Source organism: Carboxylicivirga linearis (assembly GCF_018271995.1).
In the GTDB taxonomy this organism is placed as follows: Bacteria; Bacteroidota; Bacteroidia; order Bacteroidales; family Marinilabiliaceae; genus Carboxylicivirga; species Carboxylicivirga linearis.
Genome location: NZ_JAGUCO010000016.1, coordinates 101,242 through 125,945, shown reverse-complemented (window position 1 = coordinate 125,945; position 24,704 = coordinate 101,242). Strand labels below are relative to the sequence as shown.

Below are 24,704 nucleotides of genomic sequence, written 5' to 3'. Positions count from 1 at the left end.
TTTCGTACGCATAATTCTTATTTTCTTGCAGGTTTTTATATATCGCATCCTGCATATTGCTTTGTTTTTCCTTCATTGTTGTGATTTTTTAGTGAAGAATTAATTCTTTTGTGTATAAAAAGCTACTGGACTTCTTATTTTCAGAAACTCAGACCAACAAAAAACTATGTGTTAGCTATTAATACCAATTTAGAGCAATCCTGACTTACTTTTTTGCTATTCGGGCTTATGTTGCAACTATTATCTGTGAACTCAACACTTACTATTAACCAATTATTCTATAAGTCTCTTATAATGAAATTGATTTGGGCGAATATCCTTGATACTTGCGGTAAACATTGAGTAACACAAAAGCATTTGCTCGGTATTATGCAGCTATAATATCCTTATAACAGTTATCTATAACTAACTATTACCTTACTCATCATTAGGTTCTACCCAGTAGCCTTTGTTTAAGGTTGACTCCAAATCGATAATAGCCAGCTTTTCTTTTACAGGGTTGTATTTTACACTAAATGCTACTTCCTTAAAAGTGGTACCGCAAACGACAGCTCTGAATCTATTTTCAGAAGCTGTTTCTGCAAAGTGAGCTATTTCATTTATTGGGACGAAAAATATTTTCTCTTTCATTTTTGTAAATCGTTTAAACCCAAAACGGGTAACTATGGGCATTAACACCCATAGTCAAGGGTTACCTTATTCATCATCATCGTCCTCGTCCTCTTCATCAAGGTCTTCCAGTTGTTCCATTATTTCCAGGATTGCTTCGCTGTCTTCCTGTGGGTCATATTCCACTCTCACAAGGAGTTCATTGTCATCATTTCTTCCGGTAATGAACCCTTCCAGTCCATACTCTTCCAATAGCTCGGCAAAATCAACACTAGAATCTGCTGGAACATTAAATGTTCTTGATTTCATTCTTTTAAAATTTTAGATTAATAAATATGCGAGGGTTTTTCAAAAAGCCTTTGTAATTCCGTGAAGTGGTTATTTCCTTCTGTGTTTAAGGAATAGGTTCTCTTCCATTTGGTTGATATACTCATCGGTACTTTGAGGTTTTCGGCCTTTCATCCAGTCCTCGATTTCAGTGCGGATAAATACAAGTTTTCGACCGCCATGCATGGGTTTGCGAAAAGGAATTTTGCGGTCATGAACCAATCTGTATAAGGTATTCTTCTTATACCCTGTTATGTCAACCAGGTCGTCAATCGATAGTGTGTCTTTTGGGGCCTTGGCAATGGGTTTAGGGCTTGCTGCGGATATTACTCTGCGTACTGTGTTTTCAATTAACTCAGAAAGCTCTGTTTGTTCTATAACGATTAGTTTCATACATCTGAATTTTATGGCAATATCAATAGATTGCCTGTTTGCATTAAATTTTATTCGATTAATCAATGCAAAGATTAGATGATGAAAGCCCGGTTTGTTTTGAGATATGCTATCTGGGTGTAACTGGCTTAAAATAAGCAAGAATAATTTTTATCTAGATAGCCTATCCGGGAAATTCTTTTAAATAGTGCATGATATCGGCATCGTTTCCTGATATTTCAGCTACTATTTCTTTAAGGTTTGGATAGCTTCGGGCTATCGTTGCTTTATTGCTTATATCTTCCAAGTCACGATAATGATTGTAGAACTGCTGTGTGCTAATGCCCGGAAAGCGGTTCTCGGCAAATTTCATAATTTCAGCTTTAGAAAATTTGTCGTTTTCATCTCTTAAAAAAGGCTTTGCTTTTCCAACTTTTATTAAGATATGAAAATATAAAGAGTAGTATTTGGCATGATGTTCGTTTGCTTTATATTCTTTGGAATCTTCATTTGGATTTCCAGAAGTTGTAAACTGAAGTTTCTCTATTTCATTTAGCTGATTTATTAACTGTTTTTGAGAAATAAGCCATTGCTTTATTGTAGTTGCGTATTCTGCTTTAAAGGATTGTAATATTTCTTGACTGGTTATTTTATTCTCAAGGATAGTACTTTCAATTAAGAATTCCTTAATAGTATCTATATCTCCACTTTTCCAAATTTCTTCTGTATTAAAACCATTCAAGGCGGTTTTTACATGCTTATGCAAAAGGTCTGTAATCTTTTCCCTTGAAAGTGTTTTGGGTATTTTTATAAAGTGTTCTGCTACAAATCTATTCAGCTTACCTTTGGGATATAGTTCCAGCAATGAAATGATATCAGGAACATGAAGCTTTTCTATGTCCAGCAGCTTAAAGGGAAACAGTTCGCTGAAAGTTTGTAGCTCATCAATGTATTTATGACAGTATATAATCTCATTCTTTGTCTTTATAAATTGAAGAAGTTGTTTGCTCTTAATTCTGGTTACTCCATCCTCTTCAAAAAAGTCTTCCAATATCATCCAATAAATAACGGTTCCGGGGACCGATGCTATACTCCGCTCCATGTAAACCATATATTCCGTAATCCTGTGAAACCAGTCTTCGGTATTTATATTAATAAGGATAAACAGGATGGTGCTACCAACACACTCCATGTTTATATCAAGTTCTTTCGAAGCCTCTTCTTTTGATAGGTTACATGTTTCGTAACCAAAATCTTCATCTTTTAAATTCTCGTTAATCTTAAAAAATATATCCAGCCATATTTGCTCTGTTTTATTATCAACAACAATTGTTTCCAATATGCCATTGTCGTACAAAATATCAAATTGTTCTTCTTCTGGTATGTTTATAAATGTTCTAGGTTTAAATCCGAGCGACTTGATATATACTTCTGCCATTCTTTTTCTTTTATAATACGTCTTTTGCAATGTAAATAACTTCGGGGTATTGTTTTTGTTAATAATAACAACAAAAATCTTTTAAGAATTCCTACTCGCAAAAAAAAAGGATAATTTTTATTTAATGAATTAATAATCCAATTAACAGTTTGGCGATAATTGTGTAACAAATGTGTAACAAGGATGAAAGAAAAAAGGTTAGCTAAATGAGCTAACCTTTTGTTTATCAATTGTCGGGATGACAGGATTTGAACCTGCGACCCCTGGTCCCCCAGACCAGTGCGCTAACCGAGCTGCGCCACATCCCGAACGATACGTTGCCTTATTTTGAAAGGCGAATGCAAAGATAAGGAAATTGCTATTTTTTACAATCTTTTATTTGTAAAGAAAATCATTTCCTTAATCCCTTTTGATTAAGAACTTTCCAAATGCAATCAAGTCACTTAATGCATTGTTTTTCCCATTTCATATATTGAATTCGTTAAAAAAGAAATGAATTTATATTTTTACAGACCAATCTGTATTATGCATAATAAGCTTTCATGGTAAAAGATGATAAATGGATTATTGAAGGAATTCAAAGAGGTGATGAAGACGCATATAAATCTCTCTTCTTAAAGTATTATGCACAATTAGTTGTTTTTGCGCGTAAAGTTGTTGTTGATGATGATCTGGCGCGCGAGTTGGTTCAGGATGTTTTTGTTACTTTTTACGAGAAGCGAACGGAGTTGAATATCCATACGTCTTTAAAAGCTCATATGTATCAGTCGGTTCGAAACAGATGTTTAAATCAAGTTAAGCATAACAAGATTCGCCGAGATCATCATGCCAATATTTTTGTTGAGAAAAAGGAAGAAGAAGCTTTTGTTGAAGATAAACTACAAGAGACAGAATTGGAGCAGCGGATCTATTCAGTAGTAAAGTCGTTACCTGATCAGTGTAGAAAAATATTTGAAATGAGCCGTTTTGAAGGAACCTCTAATCAGGAAATAGCTGATCAGTTAAACCTTTCGAAACGAACGGTTGAAACACAAATTAGTAAGGCATTAAAGGTATTGCGAAAACAGTTAGTACATTATCTTAATGCCATATTGTGGATACTTATTTATTTGAATAAGTAAAAAAAGAAAGAATACCGATACGTGTATCTGCTTTTTGGTTTGTCATATTTATGTTGAAGTAATAATATCATAAAAAAAAACCTAACATATGGAGTTTATATTTCAAGTTTTAGCCCAATTGTTTTCACCGGTTGATGAAGACCAAGCAAAAGAAAAAGTGCTTGAAATGAAGGAAGTAGAAAAACAAGATGAGAAAGTACTTGAAAAAGAAAAAGTCGAGCAAGAGCAACCAAACTTGTTTGGCTTGATGGAATTTCATTAATTATATATGAGTGAGAACTGGGGAAATATTGATGAGCTTATTGTAAAGAAATTTACAGATTTGCTTTCTTCAGAAGAAGAAAATCAATTGAATAGTTGGTTATCTCTTTCTGAAGAAAATAAAGTTTACTATAAGCAAATGCAAAAAGTATGGGAGGCATCTGATAATATCATGGCATTTGATACTATTAATGTAGATGCTGATTATGCTCTTTTTGCTAATAAGGTTGGTTTTGCCAATAAGCAGAAATTTGGTGTTAACCGATTTTTAAATATTAGAAATATAGCTGCCATACTATTGCCATTAATAGGTATTAGCATTGCATTTACTTTATATCAAACCACACCTGGATTTGGAAAGTGGGTAGCTTTTTCTTCTGATGAAGAAGTAGAAAGTATTATTTTACCTGACCAGTCTAAAGTTGAACTCAATACACATAGTAAGCTGGTGTACGAGAAAACATTTGATGGTAAACAACGAAAGTTGAAACTGCAAGGTGAGGGGTATTTTAAGGTAACTAAAAATCCTGAGCAGCCTTTTGTGGTGGAGATAGGACAAACTGAGGTGAAGGTATTAGGAACGGCTTTTTATCTTGAAGAGAAGGGTGTTAATGGTGCCACTAATTTGATAGTTACAGAAGGAAAGGTGAGTTTTTCTTCGGGTGATAAAAATGTGATTGTTTCAAAAGGTGAATCTGCAACTTTTGTAAATGGCTCTTTTAAAAAGGTTAATGAGTTATCTGCTAACAGAATGTCGTGGAGAACGGGTGTTATTACCTTTGAAAAAGCAGGTTTAAATCAGGTTGTTACCTCTCTTGTAGATCATTTTGCTGAGCAGATAGAAAAGGTAGATAATCAATCAAAAGATACGGATAGGGTAATTACTACTAAATTTGATAAACCTACCTTAGAAGAAGTGTTGGTTGAATTACGCATACATTTCGATAAAAAGTTTACTATGGATGGCAAGAAATTGATCATCTCTGATTAAATTCGGGGATGATAATTTGAAATGCCTGAACTGGAAAATTTAAGATTTAAAAATATTCTCGTTGTTTTGTTCATTTTGCTGTTTCAAAAGCAGTTAAGTGGACAAAGTGTTTTATATCAACAAGTCTCCTTTGATAACAATAAAGGTTCAACAGCCTATTTCCTTAATTCAATTGAAGAGCAAGCAAAAGTGGTGTTTAGTTACAGCAATATGCTTTGTTTCGAAGATGATGTTGAATTAAGTCGCACAAGTGCTTCAATTCGAGAAGTTTTAAACGAACTCTTCATTAATTGTCCGTCAAATTTCATTGTTAGAGGTAAAAAAATAATAATTCGTCCTTATGAAGGTATTCCGGGTAAGTATGTAGTAAGGGGCTACATTCGTGATGCCAATAGTAAAGAAGCACTTATTCTGGCTAATGTCTATGATGAAGAAAAAGTATTAGGTACTGTCAGTAATAATTTTGGTTTTTATAGCATCACACTTCCATCCGGATATCTTAGGTTAAATTGTTCTTATGTTGGATATGAGCATAAAGAATTGTTTATTAATCTTCAATCAGATACCGTGATTAATTTGGATATGCAGCGCGATACTGAGATTAAAGAAATAGCTGTTGTTCAATCTAAAGTGCCTAATAGAGTAAAGAGTACCCGAACCGGAACAATAGATATTCCTATTGAGCAGATAAAGAACGTACCTGTTTTTTTAGGTGAGGTGGATGTGGTTAAAAGTATTCAACTGTTACCGGGTATACAAAGTGGAGGTGAAGGTTTAAGTGCCCTGTATGTAAGAGGTGGTGGTCCGGATCAGAATATGGTATTAATTGATGATGTTCCGGTATATAATGTAGGACATTTACTTGGATTCTTTTCTATTTTTAATGCCGATGCAATAAATCATGTGAGTGTTGTAAAAGGTGGGTTTCCAGCCAGGTACGGAGGGAGGTTATCGTCAGTTGTTGATATTAGAATGTATGATGGCAATACGCAGGACTTTAAAGGATTGGCCAGTGTGGGAATATTATCGAGTAGGATTGCTGCAGAAGGGCCATTGGTAAAAGATAAATCATCTTTTTCTGTTTCATTCCGGCGAACATACCTGGATATTTTCTCAGGATTAATACAGCTGAATGATAATAATAAGAGTCGATTTTACTTTTACGACTTTAATTCAAAATTTAACTTCAAATTAGGAGAAAGAGATCGGATATATATAAGTTCATATTTGGGTAAAGATCAGTATGATTTACAATATAACTTCCAAAATGTACAAGTTTCCCCTGCAGATGCAAGTAATGTAAATCAGGTTGTGCAAACATATGATGAAAACGATATTGGTTGGAGGAATGAGGTGATATCATCAAGGTGGAATCATATATTCGGTGATAAAATGTTTGTCAATACAATTGCAAGTTTTAGTAACTACCGATTTAATATAGGTCAGAGAGTTAATTATCAAACAGATGGTGTGTGGGGGGTGGTGAATCAGAAATATTTTAGTGGTATTAAAGATTTTACGCTTAAAACAGATTGGGATTACTTTCCGGGTACCAATCATTACATAAAATTCGGCGCCAGCATTACAGCTCATAATTTTTATCCTGGTATTGATGTGTATCTTCAAGAAAATGCAACTGAGGTTCCTGTGGATACAACTTATGGCGGTCAAAGATTATTTCGACCAGAAATGAGAGTGTATTTTGAAGATGATCTTAATGTAACAGATAATTTACGGATTAATATAGGAGGGAATTTTTCTAACTTTCAAACAGAAAGTAGGTATTATTGGTCGGCAGAACCCCGAATATCAGCGCGGTACCTTATTAATGACAGGATGTCGGTAAAAGCAGCTTATAGTCATATGACTCAATATATGCACCTTTTGCGAACAGCAACTGTTGCAATGCCAACAGATATGTGGCTCCCAGTTTCGGATGAGATAAAGCCAATGAGAGCAACTCAATCAGCTTTAGGAGTGGAGTATGAAATAGGAAAAGGTTTTAGTTTGTCATTAGAGGGTTATTATAAAACATTTAAGGATATATTGGCCTATAAAGAATCGACTGGTTACTTTGATTTTACATCGGACTGGAGAAATAAACTTACAGCTGGAGAAGGTGAGTCGAGAGGAATTGAACTTCTTATACATAAAAAAACAGGCAGTCTTTCAGGGTGGTTTGGTTATACTTATTCAAAAACCACCAATCAATTTGATGATTTAAATAATGGAAATCCATTTCCTGCTGATTTTGACCGAACACATGATGCATCCTTATTTTTACTATACCGTTTTAATAAGAATGTAAACCTTAGCAGTACGTGGACTTTTGGTACAGGAAATCCAATCACATTGCCTGAGACTAAATACTATTCACCTGATTTACCCACTCAGGAAAATAATAACAATAATAATTATAATCAATATATTAGCGAGAGAAATGGATATCGAATGCCTAATTTTCATCGACTGGATTTAGGTATTAACTTTGAGAAAGAAAAAAGCTATGGTAGCAGAACATGGAGTTTTGGAATGTTAAATGCTTATGGACGTCAGAATCCATTCTTTCTTTATTTTTCAGATTCAGAATTGGATAGTGGGGAAGTTAAACGATCATTAAAACAGTTTAGTTTGTTTCCGTTCCCAATACCATATGCAAGATACACAGTTCGTTTTTGAGATATGAAGCACAATTGGATAAAACATAGTTTGATATATTCATTTATTATTCTTTTGATTTCTTGCGAAAAGGATATTGTTATTGAGCTGAATGATCAACCCGATCAATTGGTAATGTATTCTTTTATTTATCCCGATAGTGCTTTAAGCTTACATTTTAGCAAAAGTCAAAGTATCCTTTCTGTTCCTAGTTACAAGCAAGTTGAAAATGCTCGCTTTCGTATTACTATTAATGGAGAAAACCAAGGTACATATATTTTACCTGCCGATACAGTTTGGAGCAGTTGGAAAGAGTTTTCATTTGAAAAAGGAGATGATGTGGTTGTTGAGGCTTTTGAGAGAGAGGGTGATACAATTAGGGTAGAATCTTATATTCCACTATCCATTCCTATTTTACGAAAAGATACCAGTACAGTAAACTATAATTATAGCGAAGGAGGACTGGAGCAGTTTTTAAAAACGAAAATTACTTTTGAAGATCCGGCAAGTCAAGAAAATTTCTATCAGCTTCACATTATTCGTGAGGGATTTGGCACCATTGGAGAAGATGCTTATTATACTAGATCTATAGTTGACTTCGAAAAGGAAGATCCTGTTTTTATTCAAAAAGATCAAAGTGGAAGTTTGTTACAAGGGTTGGATTTTCAAGGCTTATTTTCCGATGAATTATTGAATGGAAATTCTTATACCATTAATGTCAACATTCCAATGGATTATCTGTTCTTTGATTATTATGAAGAAAAAATAAAGATTTCAATTTATCTGTATCATCATACTAAAGACTATTACGACTATTTTAGAAGCACCATTTTGTCGGCAGGTTATGATGGTTTTTATAATGGATTACCCATTTTTGATCCGGTACGAATTCATAACAATATTGAAGGTGGTTTAGGTTTAGTTTCAGGTATGGTATTTGATGTGGATTCTATTGTTTTATATAGATAATTGGATGTGATCTGATATTTTGTCAGATAATCGGTTGGCTTGTCAGTGTTTTTGTATGAGAAATAGATGTTTACAGAACGGCACAAATTTTGAAATCCAGTAATTGGTTTAGTGATTAATAAATTATATAAAAATATAAATATATAGATATGGCATTGTTTGGAAAAATGGAGGATTTGAACGCTCCTAAAAAAGATAGTAACGAAATGACAGAAGTTGAGAAAGTTAAAGTTTTAATAGTTGGTTCAGGTCCCGCAGGCTATACAGCTGCTATTTATGCAGCGCGTGCCAATCTAAGTCCGGTTATGTATGAAGGATTACAGCCAGGAGGTCAGTTAACAACTACAACTGAAGTTGAAAACTTTCCGGGTTATCCATCAGGTATTACTGGTCCGGAGATGATGGAGGATTTAAAGAAACAGGCAGAGCGTTTTGGTACCGACATTCGTTTTGGAATGGCCACTAAAGCTGATTTATCTGCTCGCCCGTTTAAAGTAACTGTAGATGATAGTAAGGTTATTGAGGCAGAAGCCCTGATAATTGCAACAGGGGCTACTGCTAAATATTTAGGATTGCCAGACGAAACCAAGTATGCAGGTTCGGGTGTTTCAGCATGTGCTACATGTGATGGTTTCTTCTACAGAGGAAAAGATGTAGCTGTTGTAGGTGGTGGTGATACTGCTTGTGAAGAAGCACTATATCTTGCCGGGTTAACCAAAAAAGTTTACCTGATTGTTCGTCGTGATGAATTGCGTGCATCAAAAGTTATGCAGGAGAGGGTAATGAAAGCCGAGAATATTGAAATTTTGTGGAAGCATCAAACCAAAGGTTTATTTGGTAATGGTGTTGTAGAAGGAGCAACGTTGGCTAAGAATTTAGGAACACCTGAAGAAGAGGAAGTAAAGATTGCTATTGATGGATTCTTTCTTGGAATTGGACATAAACCGAACTCAGACATTTTTGCTGATTATATTGATACAAATGAAGTTGGTTATATCAAAACAATACCAGGTACTTCAAAAACCAATGTTCCTGGGGTTTTTGCCTGTGGTGATGTACAGGATGACCAATACCGTCAGGCTGTAACAGCTGCCGGATCAGGTTGTATGGCTGCTATTGACGCAGAACGATTTCTGGCAGAACAAGAATAAGATATTATAAGATGATAGGTTAGAAGGGGAGGCGGAAGCTTTCCCTTTTTTTATATCATGGCTTTCTTTATCTTCAGCTCTTTATTTAAATCAATTGTCAATTCAGGTCAGATGAAAAGATTTGCTGTTTTTCTTCCATTTTTATTAATAGTAACAATACTTCATGCAGGAAAATATCCTAAGCGTGAAATGCGTGCTGTTTGGATTGCAACCGTTGCGAATATTGATTGGCCATCGAGGGCCGGTTTGTCCACCAATATGCAGAAAGAAGAAATGATTGAGCTTCTCGATCTGGCCAAAGAATATCATTTCAATACCATTGTTTTTCAAATTCGACCAGCAACCGATGCTTTTTATAAGTCAGAATTGGAACCTTGGTCGCAATGGCTGATGGGTGAACAAGGCAAAGCGCCAGACCCGGTTTACGACCCTCTTGAATTTACAATTAAGGAATGCAGAAAACGAGGATTGGACATACATGTTTGGATGAATCCGTACAGGGCTGTTTTTGACACAGCAAGAAGCTCAATTTTTGACTCACATCCAATTAAGAAACATCCTGAATGGTTTGTAAAGTACGGCAGTAAAGCATATTTCAACCCGGGATTGCCCGAGACACGTAACCATGTTAGCCGGGTGGTTGCAGATATAATCCGAAGATATGAGGTTGATGCTATTCATTTCGATGATTATTTTTATCCATATCGTATAAGTGGTCAGGATTTTCCGGATCAAGATGCATTTGATCTATATCCGCGTGGATTTACAACCGATAAAAAGGAAGATTGGCGCAGAGATAACGTAGATTTAATCATTAAGCAACTGCATGATACAATTAAGAGGGTGGCTCCGCAGGTTGAATTTGGGATTTCACCTTTTGGTGTTTGGCGCAATAATGATAAAGATCCCAGAGGTTCAGCTACAAAAGCTGGTCAGACCAATTATGATGACTTATATGCCGATGTGTTAAAATGGCAGGCAGAAGGATGGATAGATTATGTTACGCCTCAAATTTATTGGCCGATAGGTAAAAAGGTAGCTGATTATGCTGTGTTGGTTGATTGGTGGAATAAAAATGCGTTTGATTGTCCAATGTATATTGGGCATGGTTTGTACCGACTTAATGCGCAATCAAATGAAAAAGCATGGCAAAAATCAAAAGAGATTGATAAGCAGATTAAACTTATCAGGAAGTCGGAAAATGTAGATGGAAGCATGTTTTTTAGTGCAAAATATTTACGTACTAATCCGCTTGGGTTTAAGGAACGTATTCAAAAAAAACGATATAAGTACGAAGCATTACCTCCCAAAAATAAAAGAGTAGAACAGATAATTCCCGAAAGTCCGCTAAATGCGCAGTGGGATAGCAACGAAAAAGAGGTAGTTCTTACATGGGAAGCCGGTGAAAACAATGTGGGTTATGTCATTTACAAGTGTAAAAAAAATAATGAACCTAAACTTGATGAGGTCCGATCGATTGTAGCAATTACAGGTGGAACCGAATTGAGATTTCAAGTTGAAAAGAAAAATTCTCCATTTAAATACAAGTATTTTATTACAGCAGTTAGCCTTACAAACAATGAGTCAAATGCTGTAATGTTTGAATAAAAAAATGGAAGAGATCCCGATAGCCTCTTCCATTAACTTCACCCCTTTTTAGTATTAAACCAGGAATTAATTTATTATCATCTATAATACATAGTTCTCCTATGTCATATTTTATTCAATAATTACCTTAGAAACAGATCTTCCTTTACTTGATTTTATCTCAATTAAATAAAGACCTTTAGTTAGGTGAGATACTGGTAATCTAACCTTATTATCAATAGCTACAGTATTATAAACGCAGGTGCCAGTTGAGCTATAAATACATATGGAAGCACCTTTGTTTTCTCCCAGATCAATATGTAATTGATCACTTGCCGGATTTGGATATACCTTAATATTAATTAAATAGTTATTCGCTGCTGAAGTTGGAATATAATCGTATAAACCATTAATTTCTTCAGTTGACAATGCTCGTTTATATATTCTTATATCATCCAAACTGCCTGTAAAATATTGTGCAATATTTGCACCACAACCAATAAATAAGTCTGTTGAGTTGGTTGTATTACCTGTATAACTAACTGTTTGCTGAATATCTAACTGATTATCGATAAATATAGAGATGCTTTCTCCAGGTTTGTAAACCGCAACATAATGATGCCAGTTACCATCGTTAAGCTCAATTGCACCTCTGTTTTCGGTACCTCCGTCATCATTAAAATACAACCAGCTATACGCATCTCCGGTATAACCTGTGCCAAAACCATAAGCACCATTAGATCCCAGTGATGGGTTGTATTTCGAAAGAAAATACTTATCGGTATTGGCTCCTTCTTGTTTTAACCAAAGTGAAACTGAAAATGACTCATTGTTATTAATGTCAAGATGATCAGCATCAGAAATTCGTATGTAATCATTATCTCCATCAAAATAGATAGCTGCATTAGCATTTCCAAACCGGTCTGTTGTGGATGTCGTCTCATTCAATGTGCCATGGTGTTGATATACACTCTGATCTTCTCCATTTGCATCCAACGGGTAATGAGCAATTAAGCCATCCTCAATGGACAAAGATTCTTTGATAAAAGTATTACTGATGGCACTACTCCAAACATCCGATTTGTCTAAAAATCTGAAGTGTATGGTGTGTGTGCCTGCTACCAAAGTGGTAAAATCAATTGCGTCGGTAATGGTTAGCGATTGGTTGGATTCAAGTATTTCTGTGTATGTGTTTTCAAGATTATCATCCAGCCAATATTGGATTGCAACCATGGAATTTGGCAGGTCAGGATTACTCTCTTTTAAGTAGAAGAATTTACTAACAGGAGAACTCCACTTGTTTTGGTCATCTTTAAAACGAATATTTAAGATATGCATGCCCGTAGCAAGATTGCTGATATCGATAGATGTACTTAAATCATAGGAATTGGTCGATGTGAAATCAGTTGTAGTTGCTGTTTCGATATTATTATCGAACCAATATTGCCACGAAATTAAGTTAGCAGTTGCTGTGTTGGGTTTAACTATGAAAAATTTACTGGTAATAGCACTCCACTTGTTGTTACTATCTTTTGCTCTAATATTAATGGTATGCAAACCATTCTGTAGCCCTGCTAAATTTATTTCAGGTTCCCAAATTATGGTTTGTCCATTAATAGCTTCTGATTTTGTGTTTGATCTATCATTATCTATCCAGTATTCAACTTCTGTCAGACTTACTTCTTCGCTAACCGCACTATACTTATAGAACAGTTGACTTGCTATTGAGCTGCATAAATCGTTTTCATCAATAAATCTAAATTGAATACAATGCAGTCCATCCTCCAAAAAGTTTGTATTAATATTGGTTGATAAAGTAAATTCTTCAACTGGTGTTATCAAAGTCTGCACCAGAGATGAACTACCATCATCAAACCAATATTCCCATGCTTTTATTTTGTTTTGAGCCCGGCATATTGAAAAAGATATAACAATCAGCAGGACTGATATCAATTTTTTCATATCTATTCCTGTTGAGCACTTACTGTGATGCTGATATTTAACATGCCATTTTCATCGGTTGAGGTAGCAATGGATTGTGAACTGATATGTGGATTAGATGGTATTGCTTCCTCCTTATAAGGGAATAAACCACCATAAATACCAACTTGTGTTCCGTCATTACCAAGGTAAGTCTCCGTATTGGTTAAATTATAATCTTGTTCGTAAGTAAAGGTTGATTCATCACCCTGATTCACAAATAGCGAAGCGAAATCAACATTTTCGTAGTTATTTATAAAGGTATTTACTCCGGGTAGTGCTGTTGTCTTAAAAACATTGTTTGAGAATGTTGAAGTTTCACAATCTGATTGAATCAGATTATTTACTCGTCGGAATATATTATTTGCTATAGTTGAGTTGTTAACTGAACGTATTGTGCCGGAACTTGTAGAAGTTGAGGAGTATAGGAAGATATTGTTTAGTAGGGCAATTTTTATACCTCCTACTACTGTAGTTGCAATAATATTATTAGTAAATGTGCAATTATAGGCATTGCTAAGGGTAATATTGGAGGTAATAACACAATTTTTAATAGTGGTATTTACACAGGGGGTAGTTCCATCACCTTGAAGATATACCTGATTTAACTTGCAGCGCGTAATAGTTGCGCTATCGATCTTCTGATTATTATTAAAGAGGAGAGTGCCGGTAATCTCAACACCTTCTATTCTAATGTTATCCGAGTTTTCATTAATATAAACATGACCGTTAATAACAGTTTTATTGGTAGCAATAGTAGCTTCTGGATAATGACCTACACCGTAAATGGTTAATTGTTTATCGATGGTGCTTGGTGGAGTTAGAACCGCACCGGGTAAGTAAATGGTGTCACCATCAAGCGCACTTTCATATGCATCAATAAAAGGCTGTTCGCTATCAAAAGCAGTTGTTGTTCCGTTACTTTGTAGAATAACAATTTGTTGTGCCGATACATAGGTTGTAGCTACAACAACCATAAGGGTAAGTAAAATTTGTTTCATGACTCTGAGTTTAGATTGTCAATAAAACTAGGTTGTTTGCTTTATTATTTCAGATGATTAATAATAAGTGGGCATTTGGCGTAATAAGTGGGTGTTGTTTCCAAAGTACATGTTATTAATGTTTGTCCGGTTATTATTACATACGACCATCTGTTATTAATCTTCATGCCGAAGCAGATAATATCCTTATATTGTATCATTAAGCTTACACTCAATCTTAATGAAAGGAATTATAATTCTTATTTTATATCTCTTCAGTCTTGTGTCATTATTTGGCAAGGATCTGCCTTACAGAATTTATAACACTCATAATGGGTTGCCTCAAATTCAGGTAACTGCTGTTTATCAGGATAATTATGGATATGTATGGGTAGGAACTAAAGCCGGACTTGCTCAGTTTAATGGTGAGCATTTTCATCAATATTTGGGTAATGAGTATATCTATTCAATTGATAGTGATGCATTGGGTAATGTTTTTGTCAAAGCAAGTTCGGGAGTTTATAAGTTTGATGGTGCTCAATTCAGATTGATGAATAGTATTAATGAGCCTTTTCAATTAATGGTTGCGGATAGTTGTTATTTTATATATTCCAAAGATTGGATTGAGCATTATTGTAATGATACCTTAGTTGAGCAATACCAAGTAGGAGTTGATTTTTCGGTTGGAGGTGTTGAATCAGTGGTATATGATCCGAAGCTTAAATTGTTGTATTGCACCGATTTTGTTTCGAATGAGGTCTTTCGTATTAAAGCAAACAAGTTATTAAAAATATATACTGCTCCGAAAGGATGGAAAGTAAACGTTGGACGATTATCACACAATATTCCGGTCATTTTATTGAATAACGAAAACGAAGTAAAGTGTCTTTCTTTACCTAATGGAGAATTACTGTTTACATTTCGTTATGCCAATAATGAAATTAAGAATGTGAAAGTAAATAGCCTGCCAGTACAATCATATTTGCTGAATTATATGTACGATTATTTTCTTCTGGATAGTGCTACAAATAGAGCAAATAAGTTACAGTTAGATTTTATAAAAGCACCTTATCCTGTTATTATCGACAAGGATAATCAGTTATGGGCCGGATCAGATAATGGTTTATACCAAATTTGGGAGGATCCGTTTGAGGTGTATCCTGAATCTTTTATGAAAGACTTCTGGACGTTGATTCAGTCTGATGAAGGCAATTTATATGGTGCTGCCTTTAAACAAGGCTTGTATCTTTTAGATATGGAAAGAAAAGCCAAAAAGGAAATTACAGCTACAGGTTTTTATAACCACAAAGAAACGGATTATTATTATGGAGCATCAAAAGATAAGAATGGCAATTTGTATTTTCCAACTCATTATGGTTTGGTGAAATATAATCAAAAACAAACCATCAAGTTAAATACAGGCATTGTGCTTGTTACATGTTATGATGCTTTTTCAGATCGAATCATTTTCGGTCAGGAAAATGGTTTGGGATTTCTTGATGTGAATGGACAGATTGAATACATAAAGGATGAAACAAAAAGTAAAATTAAGTCACATCCATCAGCTATTGAGTTTTCGGGAGATACGTTAATTTGGATTGGTACAGGGCGATCATTGGCTGTTTACGATCGTAAAAAAAACACATTTTTTAATTCTGAAGAATTGTTTGCTGATGGACCAACTGCTGGTATTATTTCTATGGCAAAAGACCATAAAGATAATATCTGGATGGGAGGAAGAGAGGGCTTATGGATTTTTGATTCAGGAGAAAAAAAGTTTAAAAAAGTTCCGCTTTTGCATTCGGGTTACATAACAGCTATAATGGCTTATTCTGAAGATAAATTACTGTTAGGAACAACCCGTGAATTAATGGTTTTTAAATTAGATGAATACTTAAATAATGAAAAATTAATAATTAAGACATATAATTTCCGAAATGGATTATTGGCTCAGGAGATTGCTCAGAACGGTTTTATTAAATGGGATGATAAAGTACTGTTTCCTTCAACAACCAATACAACTGCTATCAATCCGGAACAGGTACGTTTCTACTCAGAGTTCTTCAATGTTGAGATCACTCACTATAATAATACGCCCATTACATATGCAATGCGCAAATTGGGACAACCTTTATTACTTAGTAATCATGAAAATGATTTGGAGCTGGATTTCGAAACCGTCGGGTTTGGTTTGCCAACCATGCCTGAATATAGATATCGATTAAAAGGAGTTAATAAGGATTGGAGCGAATGGAGTCGTCAGAACTATGCCGTGTATCATAATCTGTCATCGGGCAAATATACTTTTGAGGTGATGGTAAAGCCTGCATTTGTCAGCGGGATAGAAGACTTTAAAACATCATCAATTAATATTGTTGTTCAACTACCTTTTTATAAAGAGCCTCATTTTTATAAATATGCCTTTTTTGTTTTGCTTCTTTTAGGGTTGATCATTGCCTATATTTCACGATCGAGATATTTGTTTAAAGTAAAAGCCATTGAGCAGGAGCGAAAGAAACGCTATCTCGAGATTGCTTCGTTACAGGCTAATCTGAATCCACATTTCATTTTTAATCTTCTGGCTTCGGTTCAAAACTTGGTTACACAGCATAAACCTGAACTTGCGAATCAATACATTATTAAATTCTCTCGTTTAATAAGAGCCTATATGGAGGCAACCATTAAGTCATCTCAGGTTATGGATCAATCTCAGGAAAAAAATGAAATTTCCATCAAAGATGAGGTGGATTTACTAAAAATGTATATCGAGTTTGAACAAATAAAATACCGTGCCAAAGCATTTGATTATGAGCTGGAAGTTTCTGATCCGGATTTGTTGAATAAGACAATTCCGCCAATGATTATTCAACCGTTTGTTGAAAATGCCATCAAACATGGTCTTTATCCGGCTAATAAGGATGGCAAACTGGTTATTCAAATTACATCAGATCATGAAGCTCTTATTTGTACTATTACAGATAATGGTATCGGTAGAAAGAAATCAGAAGAACTAAAGAAAGATTCAATAAAAGTATACGAGTCGCGTGGCATTGAATTGATTCAAAAACGGATTGATATATTAAATGAATTGGGATATAATATCAGAATTCGATACGAAGATCCTGACTTGGGAGGCACGAAAGTAATTATCACTTTTAACTGATTGGTATGGAGCAAATTATTAACGCCTTAGTTGTTGAAGATATTCAGGACACTTCTGATTATATATGTCAGCGTATTCAACAATTGTTTCCTCAAATTAAAAAGGTTAATCAGGCATATGATATAGAAGAGGCGTACGATATAATTAAACGAGAGAATATTCAATTGGTATTTTTAGATATACAACTGACAACAGGTACTGGATTTGATTTATTAAAGAAACTATCTGAAGAGAATTGTATCGATTTTGAAATCATATTTATTACCGGAGAGAGCGCTAAAGAATATACATTAAGAGCCATTAAATATTCAGCTATCGATTTTTTATATAAACCATTGGACGATTCAGAATTGGTTCAAGCTGTAAATAAGGCACTATCCAAGATCAGTTCCCGGAATTTTAATCATCAGATTAAATTATTACTCGAAAGGGTGGGAGGGGCTCAGCAGATTCCCAGTAATAAAATGGCATTTCATCTTCACAATGGTATTATCGAATTTGTTAATATCTCTGATATTGTTTATTTAAAAGCGGATGGAGTAATCTGCTATGTTTTTCTTAAGGATGGTGTTCAGTTGTCGGTTACTCGTAATATAGGTTTTTATAAAGAAATGCTGGTTAGTGATTATCATTTTCATGCAATCAGTAATAGTTTGCTTGTTAATCAGGAGTTTATAAAAAAATACAATCACCGTGAGTTAACCGTAGAACTTACTAACGGAACTGTTTTGTATGCATCAAAACGATTTGGTAAAGATTTTAAAGATCAGTTTGGCAAAAAAGGGGGAATAAACAGTTTTACCCGAACTATTCGTCAATTATTTGGTAGGTAAACTGCTTAATGGATTAATGAAATGCCGACATGTAAGTAATATGATACCATTCCAGATTAACTTCGAAAAGTTTCATGCCCTCATTCGATAATTCTTCTAATTGCGGGAACTTTTGTTTTGCCAAATCCAGAACCACTTCAAATACTTTTTTGCTTATAGGATTAGAAATAATATGTTCGTACTTTTTATTGTATACGCTTAATGCCTCAATTTCGTCTTTTACACGATAAGCGGGAGAAGTAGCATCTTTGTCTAACACAGATCTTATTGCACTTACAACCTGTAGTGCATAATTACGGGTTAACGATTTTAACTCAATAGGTAATATAATGTGCTTATTTTCTTCTTTAATTACAGTATGAATGGTTTGTTTAAATAGCTCCGCAAAATCATTTCTGAAAGAATCTTCCTTTCTAAATTCTTCTTGAAGGCTGTTAATATGCTCTTTGGCGTTATATCTAAACTTAAATAACATAAACTTCCGCTTTTTATTTAAACAGAGAAGGATCTAAAAAGGTTTAGCGATGTGTTGATTTTCAGAATTGAAGATGAATGTGAAAAATATATAATAAACTACATATTTAGGTAACACTATTGCTTAATATTCGTATCGAATTTCGATAGGGGAACAGTCATTATTTTACTAACAATTGTTGATTAGAAAGAGTTTGCAATATGCATTGAGGGATTACAATGTAGTTGAGTAATGACATTATTTTAGGGGTGATAATGTTGAGTATAACAGTAGACAATATTGAGAAGGAATTTAGAAGTTTAACTTTAAACAAAGGCATTGTTATATCGTTTTTTGTGTATCTGGGGTATCTCGTGTTTTACCTCTTTTATTCATTTAAGCAGTTTCTTCCTGTTAGTATTACCATATTTGTATATCTCATTATTCATGGTGCGTTATATTTGTTTTTGAAAAAGGGGAAGTATCTGCTGGTGAGAATTTCGTTTCTCATTTTAAGCGTTCTTTTTTTAGTAAACCTTACATTTTTCATTGCTGGCCCTAAAACAGGAGTTCATTACTTTTTACTTATATTTTCATTGTTGGCACTATCGATGGCGCGTCCTGAGCGCTTATGGATTTCAGTTCTTTACTTTTCGGTGAGTTTGTTCTTTTTCGCCGGGGCTGAATTTGGTTTTTTGCCAGATATGTCAATAGCGGATTATCCTGAAGATTTAGCCTATATCATACGAGTACAGTGTATCATCTCAAGTTTTGTCATTATTTATTACGTTTCGTATATGTTTTATCGAATAAATATTGAGAAAGAAAGGCACATTGTTAGTCAAAACAATGAATTGTATCGAGTAAATGAAAAACTGGAACAGTCACAAAAAGAGATATCTCTTCAGAATGAACAAATGAGGAGTTTAAATGACGAGTTAATTGCAAACATCGATATTATTTCCAAGCAGAAAAAGGAATTAGAAGTAGCTAATTCTACAAAAGAGAAGTTCTTTTCTATCATAGCCCATGATGTAAAAAATCCTCTCTCTTCAATTATTGGATTAACTGAATTGTTACAGTTAAATGTAGAAGATTATCCAATAGAGAAGATGAAAGAATACCTGAAAGTCGTTCATGAATCTGCAAATAGGATTGATGTTTTATTAATGAACTTGCTTAATTGGGCTAAAGCTCAAACGGGTAGTATTGAGGCAAATAAATTAAGTTTTAATCTAAAAGAAGTAATAGATACAAATCAGAAGCTGTTTTGTCAAAATTTGAATGATAAGAATATTAAACTGCTAAATAATTGTTCCGCCAACATTCCGGTGGTGGTTGATAGATATATGATTGATACAGTTATTCGTAACCTGATAAGTAATGCAATTAAATTTACTCCTTCTCACGGATCAATTACTCTACAGGATGAGGTGAGTGATGACTCCCTTAAATTACATATTATTGATACAGGAATTGGAATGGATGATCAAGCAATAAAAGATGCATTCAAAAACAATAAAAGTATTTCATACGGAACTAATGATGAAAGAGGGATGGGATTAGGATTGCTAATTTGTAAAGAGTTTCTGGAAATGAATAATTGTCTATTACAAATCGAAAGTACTCCGCATAAAGGTTCAACTTTTAGTATCCTTTTTTCCAATTGATACGGGCAAAATAGTGCTTTTTGCAGCCAGCTCCTTAATCAATAAAAAAGGGGCTAATTTTCCAACATCATTTTAATAATTTCCTGATCGGTTTCACGCATTCCAATCTTACCTAGTCTTCCAATATTTTTGATTGTGTTTTCAACACCTTTCACAACTATACCGTCGCCTCCATAAAACTGTTGACCATTTTTATACATTTCGTATCCTAAAATTCCGGCTTCAACAGCAGAAGCAATTTTGCCTGCACAAGAAGGTTTAGCTCCGTCGCAAACGATACCTGAAACAATTGCCAAGGCATTAACAATGGTATGAGCTATTTCTTTGTATCCGCCACCGTTTAACCAGGCAATGCCTGCTCCGGCACCTACACCGGCTGAGATAGCTCCACAATAGGCCGATAATCGTCCAATACCGGTTTTTTGATGAATAGTTACCAGATTAGAAATTAACAATGCCCGATACAATTTATCATCATCAACCTTTAATTCTTTGGCATACTCAATTACCGGAACCGAGGCTGTTAATCCCTGATTGCCGCTTCCTGAAACAATCATAACTGGTAACTCACAACCACTCATGCGCGCGTCTGATCCGGCAGCAGCAAAAGCACGGGCCCGGTTTTTTATATCGTTGCCCCAGGTATTTAAAAGAACACTTCCCACATTTGCACCCCAGCTGTTTTTAATTCCTTCAGTGGCAATGGTATAATTAAAATCAATTTGTTGTTGCAAAGCTTCCTTCACCTTTGCCAAGTCAACGGACTCAGCAAAATCTATTATACCATGCACAGTCATCAACGATCGGTCGGTTTTAGTTGACATATTTACTTCATCGCAATCGCTGTTCATGCGCAATACCTCATTATTTTTGACAATACGTGTAATATTGGTATGAAAATGTGAAATTTGAACCGTTACGGAAGAATCACCACAATAAGCATGGATGGTAATATCGAAAATTAAACCACTTTGTGAAGCTTTAACAGAAATATCCTTTGACGATAGATACTCTTTTATTGAGGCTCGTTCATCATCATTAACAACAGAAATTACTTCCAGAACCTTGTCTGCATCGCCGGCAATAATACCGGCTACAGCTGCTGCTTCAATCCCTTTTAAATTTCCGGTATTTGGAACAACTACACTCTTAACATTTTTGATGATGTTATCACTGGCTTCAATAACAATGCGCTCAGGCATTTCATCAAGTACTTTTTTAGCCATAGCAGCAGCATAGGCAATGGCAATAGGTTCAGTACAGCCCATGGCTGGCATTAATTCTTCATGAAGAATATCAATGTAAGCCGAATGTTGATTGGTGTTGTTCATTATCTTTTTATATAAACTTTCAGTTTATAAATATTCCATATTTTGGGAGATGAACACAAAAGTATACAACCATAATTATTAGAAATATGATTATTCGCAATGAAAGACCATTCTTATTAGTGTTGCGGATAATTAGTTTTGATATTCAGTGAATTATTGTCGGTGTTTGAAGCTAAAAAAACGCCTGCTCTGTTAAGAGCAGGCGCACAATATTTAAATATATGTCTTTAAAATTTCAAAGCAAGACGCACCATAAAGTTGGTACCGGCTTGAGGATAATAACCATCTAACACATTATGCTCTCCACCATAATAGTAGCGGTATACCCAAGCGTTAGATTCATACTTTTCATTGAATAAATTATTTACCTTAACCCCAAATGTAACATCACCTAAGCTATTAATTGTAAAATCGTAATTGAATAGCAGGTCATTTACAAACCAGGCATCAAGCTTACGCTCTTCATTGGATGTGTTATCGATGTATTGATCGCTTACATATTTACTGATTAACGAAACAGTAAAACCTTTTGCTGGCATGTAATTAAATTGGCTGGCTGCTGTTACGTCTGGTGAAAAAGCAATATCTGTTTTTCCTAAGTTTTTTACTTCCTGCCCCCAGGTATCCCAGTTGTCAACGTATTCAGTAAAGTTGTTAATTTTATTGGTTGATAAGCTTACATTACCAGTCCAATTAAGGTTTGAAAGTATCATTACGCCTCCGCTTAATTCTATACCTGCACGATAGCTTTCCGGAACATTTTCCATCATAGGAGCCCCTACATCATTAATTTGACCTGTTAAAACAAGTTGATCCTTATAATTCATGTAATAGGCATTCAAATTAAAGAAAGCATGATTGCTTGTGAATGAATATCCTAGTTCATAGTCGAATAGTTGCTCAGGATCAGGTTTTTTATCAACAGGCGCATCTCTGAAATCGCTTCTGGTTGGCTCGCGTTGCGTGGTGGCAAATGATGCAAAAAGACGATGAGAATCATTTATTTGATAATTAATACCGAATTTAGGATTTACAAAATTGAAATTGTATGACTGGGTTAAATCTGCAAAATCATCATGAAGCCCACTCATATCAAATCTTACATTTCTATATTGGATGTCTCCGTAAATGCTAAAAGCATCTGAAAGAATATAATTCAACTTAGCATAAATATTAAAATCCTTTTTAAGACCATTGTTTCGGTACCATTCGTGGTTTTCGGGTATTCCATTATTGGTTTCCCACCAAGTAACCTTACCGTAATGATCTCCATCATATTCGTTATATCCACCTCCTACAATAAGGTGTATGTTGTTGTTTTGATAGTTGGCTGCAAAAGTTGCTCCATAAAAGTGATTATCTAACCATTTTTGTTGTATTAAATCAGATCTTGTGATCGTGTCGTTGGGTTGCAAAACAATGTAATCGAAACCAACATCGTAATCGCTATATTTTCTATCGTACTTAAAAGATTCATAATAGCCTCTTCCATAAGTGTAATGAAGTGCAGCAGTTAAATTAAATTGCTCATTCACTTCATGAGTGAGGTGTAATTGGTAATGATCTTGTTGATAGTTATCGGTTTGATTATCGTAAAGGTAGCGATTGAATGTTCTGGCATCTGACTTAAAAAGATTTTCAGCTTCTTCATCTGTCCAGCCATCGTGAGATATTAATTTCTCCATTCCTGCCTGATCATTTTCAAGTTTTACTTTTGGAACTCCATTCCATGCCTGATAAGTTTGCTCGGTGCCAGAAAAATTAATAAACTTGATGGTTGTATTTTCACCATAGTACCCTCCCGAAAAATAGTATGATTTTAGGTCTGATGATCCACGATCAATAAAACCGTCTGATTTAATACGACTCAATCTTACATCAAAGGCCATATTGTTTTTAAGTAATCCGGTTGACGCAGCAACAGAGTTTTTGATGGTTCCAAATGATCCATAACTGTTATCCACAAAAGCACCTGCCTTAGATGCAGAGTTTAGTGTGTTTAAATTAATAGATGCTCCAAATGATGCGGCACCGTTGGTGCTTGTTCCAATACCTCGCTGTACCTGAATTTTATCAACAGAAGCAGCGAAATCAGGCATGTTTACCCAAAAGACGCCTTGAGATTCGGCATCGTTTAAAGGAATACCATTAACTGTTACGTTAATTCGGGTCATGTCAGTACCTCTGATTCTAAGATTGGTATACCCCACGCCAGCACCGGCATCAGAGTTTGTTACAACACTTGGCATCTGGTCAAGCAAAAATGGCAAATCTTGTCCATAATTCTTTTTCTGCAATTCTTCTTTTGAAATCTCAGAATAAGCTACCGGGTCATTTTTTCCGGCTCTAATGGCTGAAACAACAACTTCGCTTGTCACAACTACATTGGGTTCTAGAACTACCTGCATATTTTTGCTAGCTTTTTGTTCTTTAGTTTCATACCCAATAAAAGAGAAAACCAATGTTTGATCGCCTGACGGTAAAATATTTATGCTGAACTCTCCATTGGCATTGCTAATAGTACCCTGATAGCTATGTTTTTCAACTACATTAACACCAATCAAAGGATTCCCTTTAACGTCGGTTATTTTACCATTAATTTGATTTTGCGCATATGCGCCAGCAGACAATAGTATTGATGTCAATACTAAAAATAAATTCTTCATCTAATAGCAGTTTAAGTTAATAACTAATACCGCAATGAGGATCAAAAGGAGATAACTCTTTCCTTGTCGGAATTACCCGGCCAGGTTCGAAGGGTATGATCTCAGCCCGTAATATTAAGGCACCCCATTGTACTAAATCGGCG

At 34.8% G+C, this 24,704-nt stretch carries 19 protein-coding genes and 1 tRNA gene; 10 read left to right on the top strand and 10 right to left on the bottom strand.

The window, feature by feature from the left end; genetic code table 11:
* Positions 1-417: 417 nt before the first annotated feature.
* The 5 genes from KEM10_RS16775 to KEM10_RS16755 form a co-directional block, all read right to left on the bottom strand.
* Positions 418-630: a hypothetical protein gene (locus KEM10_RS16775; protein WP_212217184.1), complete on the bottom strand. Its 213-nt coding sequence runs from the start codon at positions 628-630 to the stop codon at positions 418-420.
* A 66-nt stretch (positions 631-696) separates the two neighbouring features.
* On the bottom strand, positions 697-918 hold the full coding sequence (locus KEM10_RS16770) for a hypothetical protein (RefSeq protein ID WP_212217183.1): 222 nt from the start codon (positions 916-918) through the stop codon (positions 697-699).
* A 69-nt stretch (positions 919-987) separates the two neighbouring features.
* Positions 988-1,329: a helix-turn-helix transcriptional regulator gene (locus tag KEM10_RS16765; protein ID WP_212217182.1), complete on the bottom strand. Its 342-nt coding sequence runs from the start codon at positions 1,327-1,329 to the stop codon at positions 988-990.
* 163 nt (positions 1,330-1,492) lie between these two features.
* Entirely contained in the window at positions 1,493-2,746 is a 1,254-nt protein-coding gene (locus KEM10_RS16760) for a hypothetical protein (RefSeq protein WP_212217181.1), read from the bottom strand.
* A gap of 233 nt (positions 2,747-2,979) precedes the next feature.
* Positions 2,980-3,054 (bottom strand) — tRNA-Pro (locus KEM10_RS16755).
* 234 nt (positions 3,055-3,288) lie between these two features.
* Here KEM10_RS16755 and KEM10_RS16750 point away from each other — a divergent pair.
* The 7 genes from KEM10_RS16750 to KEM10_RS16720 all read left to right on the top strand — a co-directional run bounded on the left by KEM10_RS16750 (position 3,289) and on the right by KEM10_RS16720 (position 11,505).
* A complete protein-coding gene (locus KEM10_RS16750) occupies positions 3,289-3,867 on the top strand; it encodes an RNA polymerase sigma-70 factor (protein ID WP_212217180.1) in 579 nt (192 codons plus the stop codon).
* An 88-nt stretch (positions 3,868-3,955) separates the two neighbouring features.
* Positions 3,956-4,129 (top strand): hypothetical protein, encoded by a 174-nt coding sequence (locus tag KEM10_RS16745; RefSeq protein ID WP_212217179.1) that lies wholly within the window; start codon positions 3,956-3,958, stop codon positions 4,127-4,129.
* Between the two features lie 6 nt (positions 4,130-4,135).
* Complete coding sequence (locus tag KEM10_RS16740) at positions 4,136-5,119, top strand: FecR family protein (protein ID WP_212217178.1); 984 nt, start codon at positions 4,136-4,138, stop codon at positions 5,117-5,119.
* A 21-nt stretch (positions 5,120-5,140) separates the two neighbouring features.
* Positions 5,141-7,798, top strand: a complete 2,658-nt coding sequence (locus KEM10_RS16735; RefSeq protein ID WP_212217177.1) for a TonB-dependent receptor — start codon at positions 5,141-5,143, stop codon at positions 7,796-7,798.
* A 3-nt stretch (positions 7,799-7,801) separates the two neighbouring features.
* Entirely contained in the window at positions 7,802-8,746 is a 945-nt protein-coding gene (locus KEM10_RS16730) for a DUF4249 domain-containing protein (protein WP_212217176.1), read from the top strand.
* A gap of 149 nt (positions 8,747-8,895) precedes the next feature.
* A complete protein-coding gene (gene trxB / locus KEM10_RS16725; RefSeq protein ID WP_212217175.1) occupies positions 8,896-9,897 on the top strand; it encodes a thioredoxin-disulfide reductase in 1,002 nt (333 codons plus the stop codon).
* Positions 9,898-10,008: 111 nt separating this feature from the next.
* Complete coding sequence (locus tag KEM10_RS16720) at positions 10,009-11,505, top strand: glycoside hydrolase family 10 protein (protein WP_212217174.1); 1,497 nt, start codon at positions 10,009-10,011, stop codon at positions 11,503-11,505.
* 111 nt (positions 11,506-11,616) lie between these two features.
* Here KEM10_RS16720 and KEM10_RS16715 read toward each other — a convergent pair whose 3' ends face one another.
* Together KEM10_RS16715 and KEM10_RS16710 are read right to left on the bottom strand one after the other, a co-directional pair.
* Positions 11,617-13,446 (bottom strand): LamG-like jellyroll fold domain-containing protein, encoded by a 1,830-nt coding sequence (locus KEM10_RS16715; protein WP_212217173.1) that lies wholly within the window; start codon positions 13,444-13,446, stop codon positions 11,617-11,619.
* 2 nt (positions 13,447-13,448) lie between these two features.
* Positions 13,449-14,465: a right-handed parallel beta-helix repeat-containing protein gene (locus KEM10_RS16710; RefSeq protein WP_212217172.1), complete on the bottom strand. Its 1,017-nt coding sequence runs from the start codon at positions 14,463-14,465 to the stop codon at positions 13,449-13,451.
* A gap of 220 nt (positions 14,466-14,685) precedes the next feature.
* Between KEM10_RS16710 and KEM10_RS16705 the strand changes: the two genes are divergently transcribed.
* Together KEM10_RS16705 and KEM10_RS16700 are read left to right on the top strand one after the other, a co-directional pair.
* Positions 14,686-17,607: a sensor histidine kinase gene (locus tag KEM10_RS16705; protein ID WP_212217171.1), complete on the top strand. Its 2,922-nt coding sequence runs from the start codon at positions 14,686-14,688 to the stop codon at positions 17,605-17,607.
* Positions 17,608-17,612: 5 nt separating this feature from the next.
* A complete protein-coding gene (locus KEM10_RS16700) occupies positions 17,613-18,440 on the top strand; it encodes a LytR/AlgR family response regulator transcription factor (protein WP_212217170.1) in 828 nt (275 codons plus the stop codon).
* A 13-nt stretch (positions 18,441-18,453) separates the two neighbouring features.
* On the opposite strand, the gene KEM10_RS16695 is transcribed toward KEM10_RS16700, so the two are convergent.
* Positions 18,454-18,915: a hypothetical protein gene (locus KEM10_RS16695; RefSeq protein WP_212217169.1), complete on the bottom strand. Its 462-nt coding sequence runs from the start codon at positions 18,913-18,915 to the stop codon at positions 18,454-18,456.
* 254 nt (positions 18,916-19,169) lie between these two features.
* On the opposite strand from KEM10_RS16695, the gene KEM10_RS16690 reads away from it, so the two are divergent.
* Positions 19,170-20,564, top strand: coding sequence for a sensor histidine kinase (locus tag KEM10_RS16690; protein ID WP_212217168.1), 1,395 nt, complete (start codon positions 19,170-19,172; stop codon positions 20,562-20,564).
* Positions 20,565-20,617: 53 nt separating this feature from the next.
* Here the strand turns inward: KEM10_RS16690 and KEM10_RS16685 are convergent, their stop codons facing one another.
* The gene (locus tag KEM10_RS16685) at positions 20,618-21,895 is read right to left on the bottom strand and encodes an L-cysteine desulfidase family protein (RefSeq protein ID WP_212217167.1); all 1,278 of its coding nucleotides are present in this window, start codon (positions 21,893-21,895) and stop codon (positions 20,618-20,620) included.
* 227 nt (positions 21,896-22,122) lie between these two features.
* Entirely contained in the window at positions 22,123-24,561 is a 2,439-nt protein-coding gene (locus tag KEM10_RS16680) for a TonB-dependent receptor (protein ID WP_212217166.1), read from the bottom strand.
* Positions 24,562-24,704 lie beyond the last annotated feature (143 nt).

Bases quoted from the DNA above. Each gene is read 5' to 3' on its own strand.
- KEM10_RS16705 (WP_212217171.1), top strand. From the start codon at position 14,686: ATGAAAGGAATTATAATTCTTATTTTATATCTCTTCAGTCTTGTGTCA.
- KEM10_RS16750 (WP_212217180.1), top strand. From the start codon at position 3,289: ATGGTAAAAGATGATAAATGGATTATTGAAGGAATTCAAAGAGGTGAT.
- KEM10_RS16700 (WP_212217170.1), top strand. From the start codon at position 17,613: ATGGAGCAAATTATTAACGCCTTAGTTGTTGAAGATATTCAGGACACT.
- KEM10_RS16690 (WP_212217168.1), top strand. From the start codon at position 19,170: ATGTTGAGTATAACAGTAGACAATATTGAGAAGGAATTTAGAAGTTTA.
- KEM10_RS16735 (WP_212217177.1), top strand. From the start codon at position 5,141: ATGCCTGAACTGGAAAATTTAAGATTTAAAAATATTCTCGTTGTTTTG.
- KEM10_RS16745 (WP_212217179.1), top strand. From the start codon at position 3,956: ATGGAGTTTATATTTCAAGTTTTAGCCCAATTGTTTTCACCGGTTGAT.
- KEM10_RS16770 (WP_212217183.1), bottom strand. From the start codon at position 918: ATGAAATCAAGAACATTTAATGTTCCAGCAGATTCTAGTGTTGATTTT.
- KEM10_RS16720 (WP_212217174.1), top strand. From the start codon at position 10,009: ATGAAAAGATTTGCTGTTTTTCTTCCATTTTTATTAATAGTAACAATA.
- KEM10_RS16730 (WP_212217176.1), top strand. From the start codon at position 7,802: ATGAAGCACAATTGGATAAAACATAGTTTGATATATTCATTTATTATT.
- trxB (WP_212217175.1), top strand. From the start codon at position 8,896: ATGGCATTGTTTGGAAAAATGGAGGATTTGAACGCTCCTAAAAAAGAT.
- KEM10_RS16765 (WP_212217182.1), bottom strand. From the start codon at position 1,329: ATGAAACTAATCGTTATAGAACAAACAGAGCTTTCTGAGTTAATTGAA.
- KEM10_RS16740 (WP_212217178.1), top strand. From the start codon at position 4,136: ATGAGTGAGAACTGGGGAAATATTGATGAGCTTATTGTAAAGAAATTT.
- KEM10_RS16715 (WP_212217173.1), bottom strand. From the start codon at position 13,446: ATGAAAAAATTGATATCAGTCCTGCTGATTGTTATATCTTTTTCAATA.
- KEM10_RS16710 (WP_212217172.1), bottom strand. From the start codon at position 14,465: ATGAAACAAATTTTACTTACCCTTATGGTTGTTGTAGCTACAACCTAT.
- KEM10_RS16680 (WP_212217166.1), bottom strand. From the start codon at position 24,561: ATGAAGAATTTATTTTTAGTATTGACATCAATACTATTGTCTGCTGGC.
- KEM10_RS16775 (WP_212217184.1), bottom strand. From the start codon at position 630: ATGAAAGAGAAAATATTTTTCGTCCCAATAAATGAAATAGCTCACTTT.
- KEM10_RS16695 (WP_212217169.1), bottom strand. From the start codon at position 18,915: ATGTTATTTAAGTTTAGATATAACGCCAAAGAGCATATTAACAGCCTT.
- KEM10_RS16760 (WP_212217181.1), bottom strand. From the start codon at position 2,746: ATGGCAGAAGTATATATCAAGTCGCTCGGATTTAAACCTAGAACATTT.
- KEM10_RS16685 (WP_212217167.1), bottom strand. From the start codon at position 21,895: ATGAACAACACCAATCAACATTCGGCTTACATTGATATTCTTCATGAA.